The organism is Roseovarius sp. MBR-51, from assembly GCF_053628575.1.
In genome coordinates this window covers 89,240-103,479 of record NZ_JBRJGQ010000004.1, presented here as the reverse complement: position 1 = coordinate 103,479, position 14,240 = coordinate 89,240, and the positions used below count along the sequence as shown (strand labels likewise).

13 protein-coding genes and 1 tRNA gene are annotated in these 14,240 nt (G+C 60.3%); 10 read left to right on the top strand and 4 right to left on the bottom strand.

The annotated features are described in order from the left end of the window. Nucleotides 1–403: 403 nt before the first annotated feature. Nucleotides 404–1,270 carry a branched-chain amino acid aminotransferase gene (locus ACSSVY_RS06965; protein ID WP_454268686.1) on the bottom strand — a complete coding sequence of 289 codons (867 nt, stop codon included), beginning with the start codon at nucleotides 1,268–1,270 and terminating at the stop codon, nucleotides 404–406. 166 nt (nucleotides 1,271–1,436) lie between these two features. Here ACSSVY_RS06965 and ACSSVY_RS06960 point away from each other — a divergent pair, with 166 nt between their 5' ends. The 5 genes from ACSSVY_RS06960 (at nucleotide 1,437) to leuC (ending at nucleotide 6,057) form a co-directional block, all read left to right on the top strand. Beyond that, a complete protein-coding gene (locus ACSSVY_RS06960) occupies nucleotides 1,437–1,934 on the top strand; it encodes a MarR family winged helix-turn-helix transcriptional regulator (protein WP_454268685.1) in 498 nt (165 codons plus the stop codon). Next, entirely contained in the window at nucleotides 1,931–2,632 is a 702-nt protein-coding gene (locus ACSSVY_RS06955; protein ID WP_454268684.1) for a response regulator, read from the top strand. Before ACSSVY_RS06960 ends, ACSSVY_RS06955 begins: the two co-directional genes overlap by 4 nt. A gap of 159 nt (nucleotides 2,633–2,791) precedes the next feature. Next, nucleotides 2,792–3,298: a hypothetical protein gene (locus ACSSVY_RS06950; protein ID WP_454268683.1), complete on the top strand. Its 507-nt coding sequence runs from the start codon at nucleotides 2,792–2,794 to the stop codon at nucleotides 3,296–3,298. Between the two features lie 522 nt (nucleotides 3,299–3,820). Then, entirely contained in the window at nucleotides 3,821–4,402 is a 582-nt protein-coding gene (locus ACSSVY_RS06945; protein ID WP_454268682.1) for a hypothetical protein, read from the top strand. Nucleotides 4,403–4,650: 248 nt separating this feature from the next. Continuing rightward, on the top strand, nucleotides 4,651–6,057 hold the full coding sequence (gene leuC / locus ACSSVY_RS06940) for a 3-isopropylmalate dehydratase large subunit (RefSeq protein WP_454268681.1): 1,407 nt from the start codon (nucleotides 4,651–4,653) through the stop codon (nucleotides 6,055–6,057). A gap of 50 nt (nucleotides 6,058–6,107) precedes the next feature. Here leuC and ACSSVY_RS06935 read toward each other — a convergent pair whose 3' ends face one another. Next, nucleotides 6,108–6,722, bottom strand: a complete 615-nt coding sequence (locus tag ACSSVY_RS06935) for an isopropylmalate isomerase (RefSeq protein ID WP_454268680.1) — start codon at nucleotides 6,720–6,722, stop codon at nucleotides 6,108–6,110. A gap of 81 nt (nucleotides 6,723–6,803) precedes the next feature. Here ACSSVY_RS06935 and leuD point away from each other — a divergent pair, with 81 nt between their 5' ends. From leuD to leuB, 4 genes are all read left to right on the top strand, one after another. Then, nucleotides 6,804–7,409 carry a 3-isopropylmalate dehydratase small subunit gene (gene leuD / locus ACSSVY_RS06930; protein ID WP_454268679.1) on the top strand — a complete coding sequence of 202 codons (606 nt, stop codon included), beginning with the start codon at nucleotides 6,804–6,806 and terminating at the stop codon, nucleotides 7,407–7,409. Between the two features lie 369 nt (nucleotides 7,410–7,778). Then, complete coding sequence (locus ACSSVY_RS06925; protein WP_454268678.1) at nucleotides 7,779–8,591, top strand: hypothetical protein; 813 nt, start codon at nucleotides 7,779–7,781, stop codon at nucleotides 8,589–8,591. Nucleotides 8,592–8,599: 8 nt separating this feature from the next. After that, entirely contained in the window at nucleotides 8,600–9,646 is a 1,047-nt protein-coding gene (locus ACSSVY_RS06920) for an endonuclease/exonuclease/phosphatase family protein (RefSeq protein WP_454268677.1), read from the top strand. A gap of 78 nt (nucleotides 9,647–9,724) precedes the next feature. Continuing rightward, nucleotides 9,725–10,831: a 3-isopropylmalate dehydrogenase gene (gene leuB / locus ACSSVY_RS06915; protein ID WP_454268676.1), complete on the top strand. Its 1,107-nt coding sequence runs from the start codon at nucleotides 9,725–9,727 to the stop codon at nucleotides 10,829–10,831. A 471-nt stretch (nucleotides 10,832–11,302) separates the two neighbouring features. Here leuB and adh read toward each other — a convergent pair whose 3' ends face one another. Together adh and ACSSVY_RS06905 are read right to left on the bottom strand one after the other, a co-directional pair. Next, complete coding sequence (gene adh, locus ACSSVY_RS06910; protein ID WP_454268675.1) at nucleotides 11,303–12,823, bottom strand: aldehyde dehydrogenase; 1,521 nt, start codon at nucleotides 12,821–12,823, stop codon at nucleotides 11,303–11,305. Between the two features lie 122 nt (nucleotides 12,824–12,945). Beyond that, the gene (locus ACSSVY_RS06905) at nucleotides 12,946–13,812 is read right to left on the bottom strand and encodes a GAF domain-containing protein (RefSeq protein ID WP_454268674.1); all 867 of its coding nucleotides are present in this window, start codon (nucleotides 13,810–13,812) and stop codon (nucleotides 12,946–12,948) included. Between the two features lie 262 nt (nucleotides 13,813–14,074). Here ACSSVY_RS06905 and ACSSVY_RS06900 point away from each other — a divergent pair. Next, a tRNA-Pro gene (locus ACSSVY_RS06900) sits at nucleotides 14,075–14,151 on the top strand. Nucleotides 14,152–14,240 lie beyond the last annotated feature (89 nt).

Genomic DNA, 14,240 nt, shown 5'->3' with positions numbered 1-14,240 from the left:
TGACATCACACAAAGAGCACCAAGGCTCAATCAGGCGCATTGTCCACACACCCGAAACAACACTTCGATGTGGCGACGATTGCTGTCGATCTAGGGGGAAAATGCCGGGTTCGGTTGCAGGTCGCGACGCGTGACGTAAGGTAATGTCGCGAGATTGGATACGACATCGCCCCCACCCGTGGGAAAGCGTCGGGAGCGGCCAGACGACGGGGGTCGAACGGAGCTTCGCCACAATTATGACACGTTTAAGGAGAGCAGCCTTGCGCACTCTCAGCGGCGATTGCGGTGGCTACGCTTCATTTGCCACCGAATCAGTCAAAGAATTGCCGGACAGAGTCGCGCATTCGACAGGAAAAAGCCGCCCGGAAGAACCGGGCGGCCGATCTTTGGGGATATGCGTAAATCAGGCGCGCACGAGCGCCTCATAGGCCTGAGAGACCTCTTGGGTCATCGCGCCCACGTCGAACGTATACTCACCGATCTGACCCACCGGCGTCACCTCGGCGGCAGAGCCCGTGAGCCAGCACTGTTCGAATCCTTCAAGCTCCTCGGGCATGATGTGGCGTTCATGCACCTTGATCTGACGGTCCTTGAGCATGCCGATCACGGTCTGACGGGTGAGGCCGTTGAGGATCGCGTCGGGCAGCGGCGTGTGCACCTCGCCATCCTTGACGAAGAAGATATTGGCCCCCGTCGCCTCGGCGACATAGCCGCGATAGTCGAGGAACATGGCATCCGAGCAGCCCTTGGCCTCGGCGGCGTGTTTGGACATGGTGCAGATCATGTAGAGACCGGCGGCCTTGGCGGCGACAGGGATTGTCTCGGGGCTGGGGCGCTTCCATTTGGCGATGTCGAGCTTGGCGCCTTTCATCTTGGCATCGCCATAGTAATTGCCCCATTCCCAAGCGGTGACAGCCATGCGGATTGGATTGCGCGCGGCGGCCACGCCCATGTCGGGACCGGCCCCGCGAAAGGCGACGACGCGCACATAGGCATTGGTCAACCCATTCGCCTCGAGGACCGCGCGCTTGGCGGTTTCGATTTCATCCACCGTATAGGGGATTGCCATATCCATAAGTTCGCCGGATTTCAGCAGGCGTTCGGAATGGGCGCGGCTCTTGAACACCTTGCCGTCATAGCAACGCTCGCCTTCAAAGACCGAACTGGCATAATGGAGCGCATGTGTCAGGATATGCACATTGGCGTCGCGCCATTCCACAAGCTTGCCATCCATCCAGATTTTGCCGTCACGATCATCATAGCCAGACATTTTCTGCTTCCTCTTAGCATGGTTTGCATTTATTGCGCGCGATATGTCCGGCTCGGACATTAAATTGCGCAAAAACTGAGATTCGCTAGCAGTTTGATCTTGGAATGTCAACAAAGCTGACTTAATGTGAGCAACGAGGCGCGTTGATTGTGAACGGAGCGTGGGCATGGCCGAAATGCATGGCGGCGAAAACCTGTTGTTTCTCACCGATGAGCAGTTGCGTCAGGGCATTGAGGCAATGTTTTTCGCTTATCGCGGATTCACCGCAGATCCTGATCGCATTCTGGCCACGATGGCCTATGGCCGGGCGCATCATCGGGCGATTCATTTCATCGCGCGCAGTCCGGGCACCACGGTGAACAACCTTCTCGCAATCCTTGGTGTGACCAAGCAATCGCTCAACCGGGTGTTGCGGACGCTCATCGAGGACGGGTTGGTCGAGAGCCGCGTCGGTACCACCGACAAGCGCGAGCGCCACCTGACGCTCACTGAGTCCGGGGCCGCTCTGGAACGTAAACTGTCGGATGCACAGCGCGCACGGATGCGCGCCGCCTATCGCGCTGCCGGGCCACAGGCCGTTGCGGGATTTCGTCAAGTGCTTGAGGCCATGATGGAACCTGACCTGCGCCGCCGCTATCACGCCATTCGGGAGAGTGACACATGACCGAGCCCGCCCCTCATCTTCTGATTGTCGATGACGACGAGCGCATTCGCGGCCTCTTGCGCAAATTTCTGATGCGGCATGGCTTTTTAGTATCGGTCGCGCGGGATGCGGGGCATGCGCGCCGGGTGCTGGCGGGCCTTGATTTCGACCTCATCGTGATGGATGTGATGATGCCGGGTGAGAGTGGCGTCGAGTTGACCCGCGCCCTGCGTGTGACGCACACGACACCTATTTTGCTGTTGACCGCCAAGGGCGAAACGCCCGACCGGATTGAAGGGCTGGAGGCGGGGGCGGATGATTACCTGCCCAAACCGTTCGAGCCCAAGGAGTTGTTGCTCAGGATCAATGCAATCCTGCGCCGGATGCCTGAGCCGGAACCGGAACAGACGCAACCCAAGATCGTGCATATGGGCCCCGTGCGCTATGACATCGAGCGCGCCGAATTGAGCCGTGGCGGCCTGCCGGTCCGTCTGACCGCCACCGAGGTGCAGTTGATGCGGATCTTTGCCGAGAACCTGCGCAAGCCGGTGAGCCGTACCAAGCTGGTCGAGGATTTGGGCCGTGATGGCGGACAGGCGCAGGAGCGTGCGGTCGATGTGCAGATCACCCGGTTGCGCCGCAAGATCGAGAGCGATCCCAAGCAGCCGCGCTATCTGCAGACCGTGCGCGGAGAGGGCTATATGCTCGCGTGCGACTGAGGGGTGGGGTGCGCGACACATTCGGACATCACGATGTTTGCACGCACAAGTGACCGGATGAAACCAAACAACCGTTGAGCGTGTGGCGCCTGCGTGAAAGGCTCTGGCTGTTGGCACCGGCAACCGGGCCGCAGAGGTATTTTCGCAGGAGAACAGCACATGATTTTTACCATGAAGGCAAAAGGCCTGGCCGCCCTGACCGCCATCGCTCTGATGCTGGCAGGCGGGGCGATGGCCGCACCCGTGGCCGTCACCGCCGTAATGGACCCGCAAGAGCAGATGCGTTTCGAGATGGGCGACGGCACGCCGCATTTCGTGCTCGCCGTGCGCCGCGAAGGCGTGTCCGAGGGCGAGGGTGTGCTGGCCGGGGCCAAGGTCACGGAATTCGGTTGGCATGACATTCAGCCGCCCTTGGGGGGCGATCCGCGCGGCTATCTGCGGTTCGAGGCCGAGAACGGCGATGTGGCGATTATCAAGTTCACCGTGCGCGCGGTATTCATGAAAGGTGCGGACAAGCCCGCCTTGCATGATGACGGATTTTGGGAGTTGGTCAGCGGCACCGGGCAATTCGCGGACAAGCGCGGGGTTGGCGCGCTCAGGATCGAACCGGCGGGCGATCCCAAGCGGCTTTTTTCCCTGACGGGCGAGATTGGCGAGAAGCCCTGAGCGAAAAGCGCCTTATACAACGGGTGGGATTGGGGGCGCTGCCCCCGTCCCGGACACGGTGCGGGACTCCCCCGTTGTATGTTCGGGCAGATGAAGCCGCATTCTGTGCGGCGTTGCCGTATCGCCGCGCGTGAGGTTCACCATTATACTGACCATAAATCCGGGGGCTCTGGGGTAAATCAGGTTGAAAATCGTGATCGATTCGCGTCAACAGCGTGAAATTTTACCGCAAGACTTGTAGACTCTTGTCGCAATACGGGTCGGACGACACCCTGACACTGGCGCCATGCCGCCGCTCGATTGGCAATCAGCCGCCGAGATCGGCGTGATTCGGGTCGTTTCAGCCCCGAAAAAGAGCCAGAATGCTGCACGCGCAGAAAATTGCTCATTCTCAGGCGAAAACCCGTCAACAAGGCCCGTCACCCGATTTGCACGATTGCGTGACTGCCCGTACCCCGATGGCGCGATGCCGGAACACATAGGGGATCGCAAGTGCCAACCAGGACAAATCGGGAGACTGAAATGGAACCACAGTTGTATGCAGACAGTATTCGTTTTGTACATATTCTTGCTGTTTGCGCAGGGCTTGGGACGTCGATCCTTGCGGATATCCACGCAGCCAGCCGTTTAAGACAACGGATAGATGACGAGTTTCTCGACCTGCTGCATCGTTACCATCGGGTGGTCGTGACCGCGCTTGTCGTGATGTGGGCGAGTGGTCTGGTGATCATCGGTATGAAAACCGGGTTTGACGCGGCTCAGATGACACCAAAGCTTGTGGCGAAAGTCATCACGGTGACGCTGCTCACGATCAATGCGTGGTTCATCGCCGCCAAGGTCATGCCGATCCTGAAGACTGCGATCGGCCAGACGATCTTTGAACTGTCACGGCGGCAGCGGTTTGGAATGGGACTGATCGGAGGGATCTCTACCGCCAGTTGGATGCTTGCTCTGGCGATGGGTGTCAGCAAGTTCCTCGCGGCAAGTCCGGCGGAAACCTTTGCCTATCTCATCCCTGTAGCCTACGCCGCCTGCGTGCTCGGAGCGCTATGCGTGCTTGTGACCCCGAGAGCATCCGGAATGCCACAGTATCAGCCTGCCTGATACGTCCAGAGAGGGGCCGCTTATGCGGCCTCTTTGACTCTTGCTCTTGTCCTTGCCTGAGACCCCATTCGGGTTTATGTGCAGGGTATGCAACGGTTCGCCTTTTTCAACATAACCGACCACGCGCGGCTACCGGCCCGCTTTTTCGGCATGACCTGCACTGTCCTCGCACGTCCGTGATGGCGAGCGCTGGCCGCGCACGCCCTCCCCCCTTTATTGATCGAAACCAAACACGAAAAGAGAGAGCCATGTCTGCTCCGCGTACACTCTATGACAAGATATGGGATGCCCATGTGGCCCATGAGGCCGAAGATGGCACGTGCCTTTTGTATATCGACCGCCACCTCGTCCATGAGGTGACGAGCCCGCAGGCCTTTGAAGGGCTGCGCATGGCGGGGCGCGCGGTGCATGCGCCCGACAAGACCATTGCCGTGCCGGATCACAACGTGCCGACCACGCTGGACCGCGCCAAGGGAATCGAGAATGAAGAAAGCCGCATTCAGGTCGAGGCGCTGGACAAGAATGCCAAGGACTTTGGTATTCATTACTACCCGGTGTCGGATGTGCGTCAGGGCATCGTGCATATTGTCGGGCCTGAGCAAGGCTGGACCCTGCCCGGCATGACCGTGGTTTGCGGCGACAGCCACACCGCAACGCATGGCGCATTCGGGGCCTTGGCGCATGGAATCGGCACTTCTGAGGTCGAGCATGTGCTGGCGACGCAGACGCTCATTCAGCGCAAGGGCAAGAACATGAAGGTCGAGATCACCGGCCAGCTGCGCCCCGGTGTGACCGCCAAGGACATCACCCTGTCGGTGATCGGCGAGACCGGCACCGCAGGCGGCACCGGCTATGTGATCGAATATTGCGGCGAAGCCATTCGCGATCTGAGCATGGAAGGCCGCATGACGGTCTGCAACATGGCGATCGAGGGCGGCGCGCGCGCAGGTCTGATCGCGCCGGATGAAAAGACGTTTGCCTATGTCCAAGGCCGGCCGCATGCCCCCAAGGGCGCGCAGTGGGAAGCCGCGCTGAACTGGTGGAAGACACTCTATTCCGACGATGACGCGCATTGGGACAAGGTTGTCACGCTCAAGGGCGAGGATATAGCGCCCGTCGTCACATGGGGCACCAGCCCCGAGGACGTTTTGCCGATCACCGCAAGCGTCCCTGCGCCTGAGGATTTCAAGGGTGGCAAAGTCGATGCGGTCAAGCGCGCGCTGGAGTATATGGGCCTCAAACCCGGTCAGAAGCTGAGTGATGTGGAGATTGACACGGTCTTTATCGGCTCCTGCACCAATGGCCGGATCGAGGATCTGCGCGCTGCGGCGGCAATCCTGAAGGGTAAGAAGATCAAAGCGGGCTTGCGTGCCATGATCGTGCCGGGCTCGGGTCTTGTGCGTGCTCAGGCCGAGGAAGAGGGGCTGGCGGATATCTTTATCGAGGCCGGATTTGAATGGCGTCTTGCGGGGTGTTCGATGTGTCTGGCGATGAACCCGGATCAATTGTCGCCGGGAGAGCGCTGTGCGGCAACATCGAACCGCAATTTCGAGGGTCGTCAGGGCCGCGGCGGGCGTACCCATCTGATGAGCCCGGCCATGGCGGCGGCGGCGGCGATCACCGGTAAGCTGACAGATGTCAGGGAGATGATGTGATGGCAGGAAACTGGCCGATAAGGTCAGATCTCGAGCCGCATGTTACACGTTCAAGGTTTCGATCCCTGCGAGCCATCCGGCTTCAGGGATCGCAAGTGTTGACGCGATCCACAGGCCCAAATGGCATTCACAAAGATCAAAGCAATCCCAGACAGTTCGAGCATCCAGTTCATGCGAACGTTTGCCACGGTCATGCCGATGATCCTGTCGAAATGGTGAAATCCAACTGCGCGGATGGCGATGAAGGTCAGCAGAATTCCAAGGCCGCACAGCGCTATGCCGATACGACCGAGATGGCGACGCAATCTAACGAAAGCGATCACCATGATTGCGACGCTAGCTGCCAGCAGTGCGAGGATGAAGCCAAACTGGACCGAACTTCGGTTTTCGTACCACCCTTGCATTTTGGAAACGCAGCGGCCCGTGGCCGTGAGTGCAGATTGCAGATCGAGCTGTTTGTTCACGGCGAGAAAGAGCAAGACAATGGACACAATTGTCCAGAACCGACGGTCCTGCACACGGACCCGCGCCGTTGCAAAGCAAAGAACTCCCGTAACCGCGTAACCGTCAACAGTAATCCAACCCATGACGGATGGGTCGCCAATGCGCGGCGACCAGCGCTGCGAGATGCAATCATAAAGCGTCGGGATGTCAATCATGTCCATGGGATGAGGTTACACATGTCTGCTTGTTTGCCAATAACGGAGAGCCGTACGGACGGGCTTGGCCGATGATAGGAGAATAGAATGGAAAAGTTTGAGAAACTCAGCGGTATTGCCGCCCCCCTGCCCCTGATCAATGTCGATACCGATATGATCATCCCCAAGCAGTTTCTGAAGACCATCAAGCGGTCCGGTTTGGGCGTCAATCTCTTTGATGAGATGCGCTATGATGATGACGGCAAGGAAATCCCCGAGTTCGTGCTGAACAAGCCGCAGTATCGCGCGGCGCAGATTTTGGTCGCGGGCGATAATTTCGGCTGTGGATCGAGCCGCGAGCATGCGCCCTGGGCGATTAAGGACTTCGGCATCCGCTGCGTCATTGCTCCGAGCTATGCCGACATCTTTTACAACAACTGCTTCAAGAACGGCATCCTGCCCATCGCCCTACCGCAGGATCAGGTCGATGTGCTGATGAAAGAGGCCGAGAAGGGCGCCAATGCGCGCATCGAGATCGATCTCGAGGCGCAGACTGTGTCGACATCGGAGGGGGTTGTATTCGCCTTTGAGGTCGATGCGTTCAAGAAACACTGCTTGCTCGAAGGGTTGGACGATATCGGCCTGACACTCGAAAAGGCGAGTGCCATTGAAGCGTTTGAATCTAGCGCAGCGCAGGCGCGCCCCTGGGTCTGACCAAGATAGGGGAAGACATTGAAGCGTCGCGGGCTTGCTCGCGGCGCTTTCTCTTTGACCAGCCCTCTTGTGGTGCCTTGGGTGAAATCCACAAGATAGAGTGTTTACAGCATGTTAGGTCACAAAGCTGCTGCAAGTTTGATGCAATCCTGCACCAGTTGCACCCTCAATCGGCCTTAAATCTTTCTTCTTATTAACCAAAGGCTTGTGGTGAAGGATGAAAGAAGGCAAAAATTGGGCAAGATTGAGGCAGTCCGCCACAAAGTGCGGGACCAAGTTGGCACAAGGGCGCGGCACTGTACCGCGACCGACCAAGTTGTAGGGGAACGGGCAGTGTTTTCACTGATTCCAGGTGCGCTTTCGCGGGCCATGCTTATTGCAATTCTGGTGGCAACACCCTCTCTTGTCGTGCCATCGACAGGGGCGGACACGGCGCAGATCGTGATCGTCTTGTCTTTCCTCGCGGGGTTCATGACCTTTATCGAGTATTACGGTAAATATCCCAGCATCATCGAATTCCGCTTTGCGCCCCCGTTAAACCGGTGCAAGTTCTTTGCCTTGGCGGCCATTCTGCTTTCGCTGTCGATGATCGTGCGCGGAACGACCGATCCGACTGGATGGACTGACGGGTTAACGCAGTTTGGACGTGGTTTGGGCGAAGCGATTGATTTTCCCTATTCCCCCGTGCGTCTGGTTGTACTGATGATGCCAGCCAATGCCGATGTCGCTCTGATCGACATGGTGCGGATTGCGTCGGGTATCTCCTATACGTTCTCGTTGGCGATGATCCTCTATTTCGTGACGCTGGTGCGGTTTCTGGGATGGCCTGCGCGTTCGGGTGCATTCAACGTCTGGGTCAACCTGCCTCTGTTTGACCCCACCGGAGGGGGCGATGTGCTGCACCGCTTGCGCCGGGATGCGGGTCTTAACATTGTATTAGGATCTTTGCTGCCATTCTTGATCCCGGCGGCGGTCCGTGCCGCCTCGAACTCGATAGACCCGATCTCCATCGCAAACCCGCAAACCTTGATCTGGACGATGACCGCATGGGCCTTTCTTCCTGCCAGCATGTTCATGCGCGGGATCGCGATGAGCCGGGTCGCCGATATGATCGAGGACAAGCGCCGCCGAGCCTATGCCGAAGGCGATGCCCTGACGGGCAAAGGGTTGCAAAGCGCCTGATTGCGGCGGTGCTGGTGCTGGCGTTCTGCACCCTGCCCGTGCACTCCGAGACCCTGCGTCTAGCAAGTTGGAATGTGAAACTGGACCGCGCCGGGCCGGGGCTGCTCCTGCGGGATATCCTGTCGGGGAGAGATCCGCAGGTCGAGGCCGTGGCAGGGGTGCTGTTAATCGTTCGGCCCGACATTCTAGTGTTGCAAGGTGTAGATCACGATCTTGATTTGCTTGCCGTCAAAGCATTGCGGGACCGGATCGCGCAGGGCGGAGGGCCGCGATATGATCATCTCTTTGCGCCCCGCCCCAATAGTGGAATGGCAACGGCGCTCGATATGGATGGCGACGGGCGACGTGGCGAGCCACGCGATGCGCAGGGGTATGGCGACTTTGCCGGTCAGGGCGGCATGGCGCTCTTGTCGCGCTATCCTGTGGATCAGACTGACGCGCAGGATTTCAGCACGCTCTTATGGCGCGACCTGCCCGGCGCGCTCTTGCCGGTGCGCGATGGCCTGCCGTATCCCTCAGGGGCCGCGCAAGCAGTGCAACGGTTGTCGTCCAATGGACATTGGATAGTGCCGGTGATGCTCGCATCGGGACCGATGCTTGTGATGACATTTCACGCCACGCCCCCGGTGTTTGACGGGCCGGAGGATTTGAACGGGCGGCGCAACCATGATGAAATCCGGTTCTGGCAGCTATACTTTGATGGGGCGTTCGGGCCGCCGCCGCACGGGCGTTTTGTGCTGATGGGCGATGCCAACCTGGACCCCGAGGCCAGTGACGGGCGGCGCCAAGCGATCCACAATCTGCTGGCCGATCCACGCCTGCAAGACCCGCGCCCGATGCGCCCCGAACCGGGGTCGGATGCCATGCGCCTGCAAACCGTCCATTGGCCACCGCCCGGCCCCGGCGCACGGCGGGTGTCCTATATCCTGCCCTCTCGTGATCTCAGCGTGGCAGGCGCGGGCGTGCATTGGCCGCCCGAGGAGACCACAGAGGGGGATTTGGCGGCCATGGCCAGCCCGCATCGTTTGGTGTGGGTGGATCTGAGTCTGCCATAACTTCGGGGTTTCTTGACCATTCCAGGGCTTGCGTATAGGCCAACGGGCAACAGAAAATGCAACCCGAGGAAACGCCCCATGAGCAACCCATCGCTTCTTATTCTGCCCGGTGACGGGATCGGCCCCGAGGTCATGACCGAGGTGGTCAAGATCATCGACTGGTACGGGGCCAAGCGGGGGCTGGCGTTTGATGTGTCCGAGGACCTGGTGGGCGGTGCCGCCTATGACAAGCACGGGATCCCGCTGCATGACGACACGATGGCGAAGGCGCAAGAAGTTGATGCGGTCCTGCTCGGGGCCGTGGGAGGGCCGAAATACGACGCCCTCGATTTCAGTGTCAAACCCGAGCGAGGCCTCTTGCGCCTCCGCAAGGAAATGGACCTTTTCGCCAACCTGCGCCCGGCGCAATGCTTTGACGCGCTGGCGGATTTTTCGAGCCTCAAGCGCGATGTGGTGGCCGGTCTTGATATCATGATCGTGCGCGAATTGACGTCTGGCATCTATTTCGGCGAGCCGCGCGGCATCTTCACCGAAGGCAACGAGCGCGTGGGCATCAACACGCAGCGCTATACCGAGAGCGAGATCGACCGCGTCGCACGCGCCGCGTTTGAGCTGGCGCGCAAGCGGGGCAACCGGGTCTGTTCGATGGAAAAGGCCAATGTGATGGAATCCGGCGTGCTCTGGCGCGAGGTCGTGCAAAAGGTGCATGACGCGGATTACCCCGATGTGGAGCTGAGCCACATGTATGCCGACAACGGGGCCATGCAGCTTGTCCGCGCGCCCAAGCAATTCGACGTGATCGTGACCGACAACCTCTTTGGCGACGTGCTCAGCGACTGCGCGGCAATGCTGACCGGCTCTTTGGGCATGCTGCCTTCGGCCTCGCTTGGCCTGCCGATGGCCAATGGTCGGCCCAAGGCGCTCTATGAGCCGGTCCATGGCTCTGCCCCCGATATCGCGGGTCAGGGCAAGGCCAACCCGATTGCCTGTATCCTGAGTTTCGCCATGGCGCTGCGCTATTCCTTTGATCAGGGGGATGAAGCGACGCGGTTGGAGAAGGCCGTGGAACAGGTGCTGGCGGACGGCTTGCGCACCGCGGACCTCTTGGGTGAAGAGGGTGTGACGCCGGTGTCTACCTCGCAAATGGGCGATGCGATTGTGGCGGCGCTCGACGCGAGCCTCTGAAGGTAACGCTGGTTAAGCGAACGAAGGCCCGCCAATCGTGCGGGCCTTTTTGTTGGGGAAAGTTTGTCAGTTTGGACGGGGCGTTGCGTGATCAAATGCGAAGCAAGGGTTTGATTGGCCTGTTGCTGACATTGACCTCAAGTGGTGAGCCGCGCAGGGCCCGTCCGCCGGGTGGGCGCTGGGACCTTATCGGCTGGCATTTTATGCCTGTAAAATACTTTCGCGTTATCAGTGTGTTGAGACCTAGCAAAAGCGCCCGCCCGTCACGCCAGAGGCGTGCCGAGTTAAAGTGGCGCACCTACGGTGCGACGGGGCGGGTCATGCCGGAGGCATGCCTTCGGCATGACCGCTGCGCGGCGGCGCTACGCGCCTTGACTCCGCGCTTAGGGGCTCTGGGCCAAGGTCAGCAACAGGCCGAAACAAAACCGCCGGGGAAGACCCCGGCGGCTCGCACTCGTGACCTGCGTCTACTCAGAAAAACCCGAGTTTGTTGGGGTTGTAGCTGACCAGCATGTTCTTGGTCTGCTGGTAGTGATCCAACATCATCTTGTGGTTTTCGCGCCCGATGCCGGATTGCTTATAGCCGCCAAAGGCCGCATGGGCCGGGTAGGCGTGATAGTTGTTGACCCAGACGCGGCCTGCCTCGACGGCGCGGCCAAAGCGGTAGGCCCGTGTGCCATCGCGGGTCCAGACACCGGCACCAAGGCCATACATCGTGTCATTGGCGATGGCGAGCGCCTCGGCTTCGTCCTTGAAGGTGGTGACAGAGACCACGGGGCCAAAGATTTCCTCCTGGAACACGCGCATCTTGTTGTGCCCCTTGAGGATAGTGGGCTGGATATAGTAGCCGCCCGCAATCTCGCCGTTGAAGCGTGCGGCATCGCCACCGACCAGCACCTCGGCCCCCTCTTCCACGCCGATGGTGAAATAGGACATGATCTTGTCGAATTGCTGTTGGCTCGCCTGTGCGCCGACCATTGTGGTCATCTCGCGCGGGTCGCCCTGCTGAATGGCCTTCACGCGGGCGATGCAGCGCGCGATGAATTCCTCATAGATATCTTCCTGGATCAGCGCGCGGCTGGGGCAGGTGCAGACCTCGCCTTGATTGAAGGCAAAGAGAACAAAGCCCTCGACCGCTTTGTCGAGAAAGGCGTCATCGGCGGCCATCACATCCGAGAAGAAGATGTTGGGGGATTTTCCGCCCAGTTCCAGCGTCACAGGAATGAGGTTTTCGGTCGCGGCCTGCATGATCTTGCGGCCCGTGGCGGTCGAGCCGGTAAAGGCAATCTTGGCGATCCGGGTCGAGCGGGCGAGCGGCGAGCCCACTTCGGCCCCCATGCCGTTGACGATGTTGAGCACACCGGCGGGCAGCAGATGGGCGATGAGTTCGGCCAGAACCATGATTGCGGCGGGGGTTTGCTCGGCGGGTTTCAGCACGATGCAATTGCCCGCAGCCAAGGCCGGGGCAAGTTTCCATGCCGCCATCAGGATCGAGAAATTCCACGGGATGATCTGGCCGACAACGCCCAAGGGTTCGTGGAAATGATAGGCGACCGTGTCATTGTCGATCTCGGACATGGTACCCTCTTGCCCGCGCAAGACGCCTGCGAAATAGCGGAAATGGTCGATTGCGAGCGGGATGTCGGCAAAGGTCGTCTCGCGGATAGGTTTGCCATTGTCCCATGTCTCGGCCTGCGCCAAGAGGTCAAGATTGGCCTCGAGCACATCGGCGATCTTGAGCAGGGTGTTGGAGCGCTCAGTTGCAGAGGTACGCCCCCACGCCTCGCGCGCGGCATGGGCAGCATCAAGCGCCAGTTCCACATCCATCGCGTCAGAGCGCGCGACCTCGCAGACCACTTCGCCGGTGATGGGTGTGATATTGTCGAAATAACGGCCATTGACGGGGGGCACGAATGTGCCGCCGATGAAATTGTCATAGCGCGTCTTGAAGGGCGAGGCATAGCTGCTCGCGACTTGGGTCATCTCGTTCATGGGGTTCCTCCGGTTGCGCCCGGTCCTCCGCCGGGAATGGAGGGAGAATGCGCCCTGCCGCATGTGCCGTCACCGGGGGCGCGCGCGGTGCATGAGGCAACCTGTCTCAGCGCTGAGACACATCAATGCAGATTTTCACCGATACCGAGCCGTTTCATCCGGCGATAGAGTGTGGCGCGCCCGATACCCAAGGCGCGGGCGGCCTCAGACACATTGCCAGAGGCCCGCGCGAGGGCGCGAATCACCGCTGCCCGCTCGGCCCGTTCAAAGCCGCTGGGGCCATCTTCGCGGCCAAAGATGTCAGAGGCGGGAATGGGGCGGATCGGCCCGATGGCCCCCAGATTGAACGCCTTGCGCGCGGCGCGGGTGGCCCCCACGACGATATCATCGGCATCGACCGCCAAGAGCATCGCCGCCTCGGTTTCGTCATGGTCGGCATAGAGGATGCGGGCGCGCGGATGGGCGGCGCGGAAATTGTCGGCCTCGATCTGACGGGCGGTCTGGGCCACCATCGCTGCAATCAGACGGTTGAACGCCTCGGTCTGGTCGGAGCGGGCCGAGGAGACATCGAGCGCGCCGATGATACGCCCGTCGGCACCATAGATCGGCGCATCCATGCAGCTCATCGCGGTGTTGCGCGCGAGAAAATGCTCATCGCGGTGGATGATCACGCGACGATCCTCGGCGATGCAGGTGCCGATCCCATTGGTGCCCTCTGCCGCCTCGGACCAATCGGCCCCTTGCCAGAGCCCCCAGTCCTGAAAGATCGCGGCGTCACCCTGAGCACAGCGTTGATCGAGCACGACACCTTCGGCGTCGGTCAAGAGCACGGCGCAGCCGGAATGCCCGACGAGACCGAATAGCTGGTCGAGTTTGGGGGCGGCCACCTGAAGGAATTGCGCATGTTCGCTTTGCCGAACCAGAAGATTGCGGGCATCAACCCGCTCGGGAGCGCGGTGCTCTGCCGGGTCCAGCCCATGTTTGAGCATGGAGCGCCGCCATGAGGCGACGATGCGCGAGCGTGCCGGGGCGGAGCCAGACTGCGATTCCGCGAGAACCTTGTCGACATGGGTACGACGATGGGTGATTTGGGGCCTCCGGAGCCTGCAAAAGTGGGGTTTCACGACACCTTAGACGCCTTGCCCACCCGCCCTGTCAATCCGACCTTCGGACCGGTTGGGTGGTCCGGGCGAAAGACCGCGAAACCCCTTGCAATGCCCCGCCTTGCGGTATAATCGCCTGTCTCACGGTCGGGCTGTAGCGCAGCCTGGTAGCGCACCTGCTTCGGGAGCAGGGGGTCGGAGGTTCGAATCCTCTCAGCCCGACCAGTGACGTCGCTCAGATGTTAGCCGCACGAAAAAGGCCCCTCTCGGGGCCTTTGGTTTGCCTGCTGTGATCCGCGTTCCGCTGGGTTAGA

What these genes read in the sequence shown, in the direction of transcription:
- ACSSVY_RS06950 (WP_454268683.1), top strand. Translation starts at nt 2,792, where the DNA reads ATGATTTTTACCATGAAGGCAAAAGGCCTGGCCGCCCTGACCGCCATC.
- adh (WP_454268675.1), bottom strand. Translation starts at nt 12,823, where the DNA reads ATGAACGAGATGACCCAAGTCGCGAGCAGCTATGCCTCGCCCTTCAAG.
- ACSSVY_RS06905 (WP_454268674.1), bottom strand. Translation starts at nt 13,812, where the DNA reads ATGCTCAAACATGGGCTGGACCCGGCAGAGCACCGCGCTCCCGAGCGG.
- ACSSVY_RS06960 (WP_454268685.1), top strand. Translation starts at nt 1,437, where the DNA reads ATGGCCGAAATGCATGGCGGCGAAAACCTGTTGTTTCTCACCGATGAG.
- leuD (WP_454268679.1), top strand. Translation starts at nt 6,804, where the DNA reads ATGGAAAAGTTTGAGAAACTCAGCGGTATTGCCGCCCCCCTGCCCCTG.
- ACSSVY_RS06945 (WP_454268682.1), top strand. Translation starts at nt 3,821, where the DNA reads ATGGAACCACAGTTGTATGCAGACAGTATTCGTTTTGTACATATTCTT.
- ACSSVY_RS06935 (WP_454268680.1), bottom strand. Translation starts at nt 6,722, where the DNA reads ATGGACATGATTGACATCCCGACGCTTTATGATTGCATCTCGCAGCGC.
- leuB (WP_454268676.1), top strand. Translation starts at nt 9,725, where the DNA reads ATGAGCAACCCATCGCTTCTTATTCTGCCCGGTGACGGGATCGGCCCC.
- leuC (WP_454268681.1), top strand. Translation starts at nt 4,651, where the DNA reads ATGTCTGCTCCGCGTACACTCTATGACAAGATATGGGATGCCCATGTG.
- ACSSVY_RS06955 (WP_454268684.1), top strand. Translation starts at nt 1,931, where the DNA reads ATGACCGAGCCCGCCCCTCATCTTCTGATTGTCGATGACGACGAGCGC.
- ACSSVY_RS06965 (WP_454268686.1), bottom strand. Translation starts at nt 1,270, where the DNA reads ATGTCTGGCTATGATGATCGTGACGGCAAAATCTGGATGGATGGCAAG.
- ACSSVY_RS06925 (WP_454268678.1), top strand. Translation starts at nt 7,779, where the DNA reads ATGCTTATTGCAATTCTGGTGGCAACACCCTCTCTTGTCGTGCCATCG.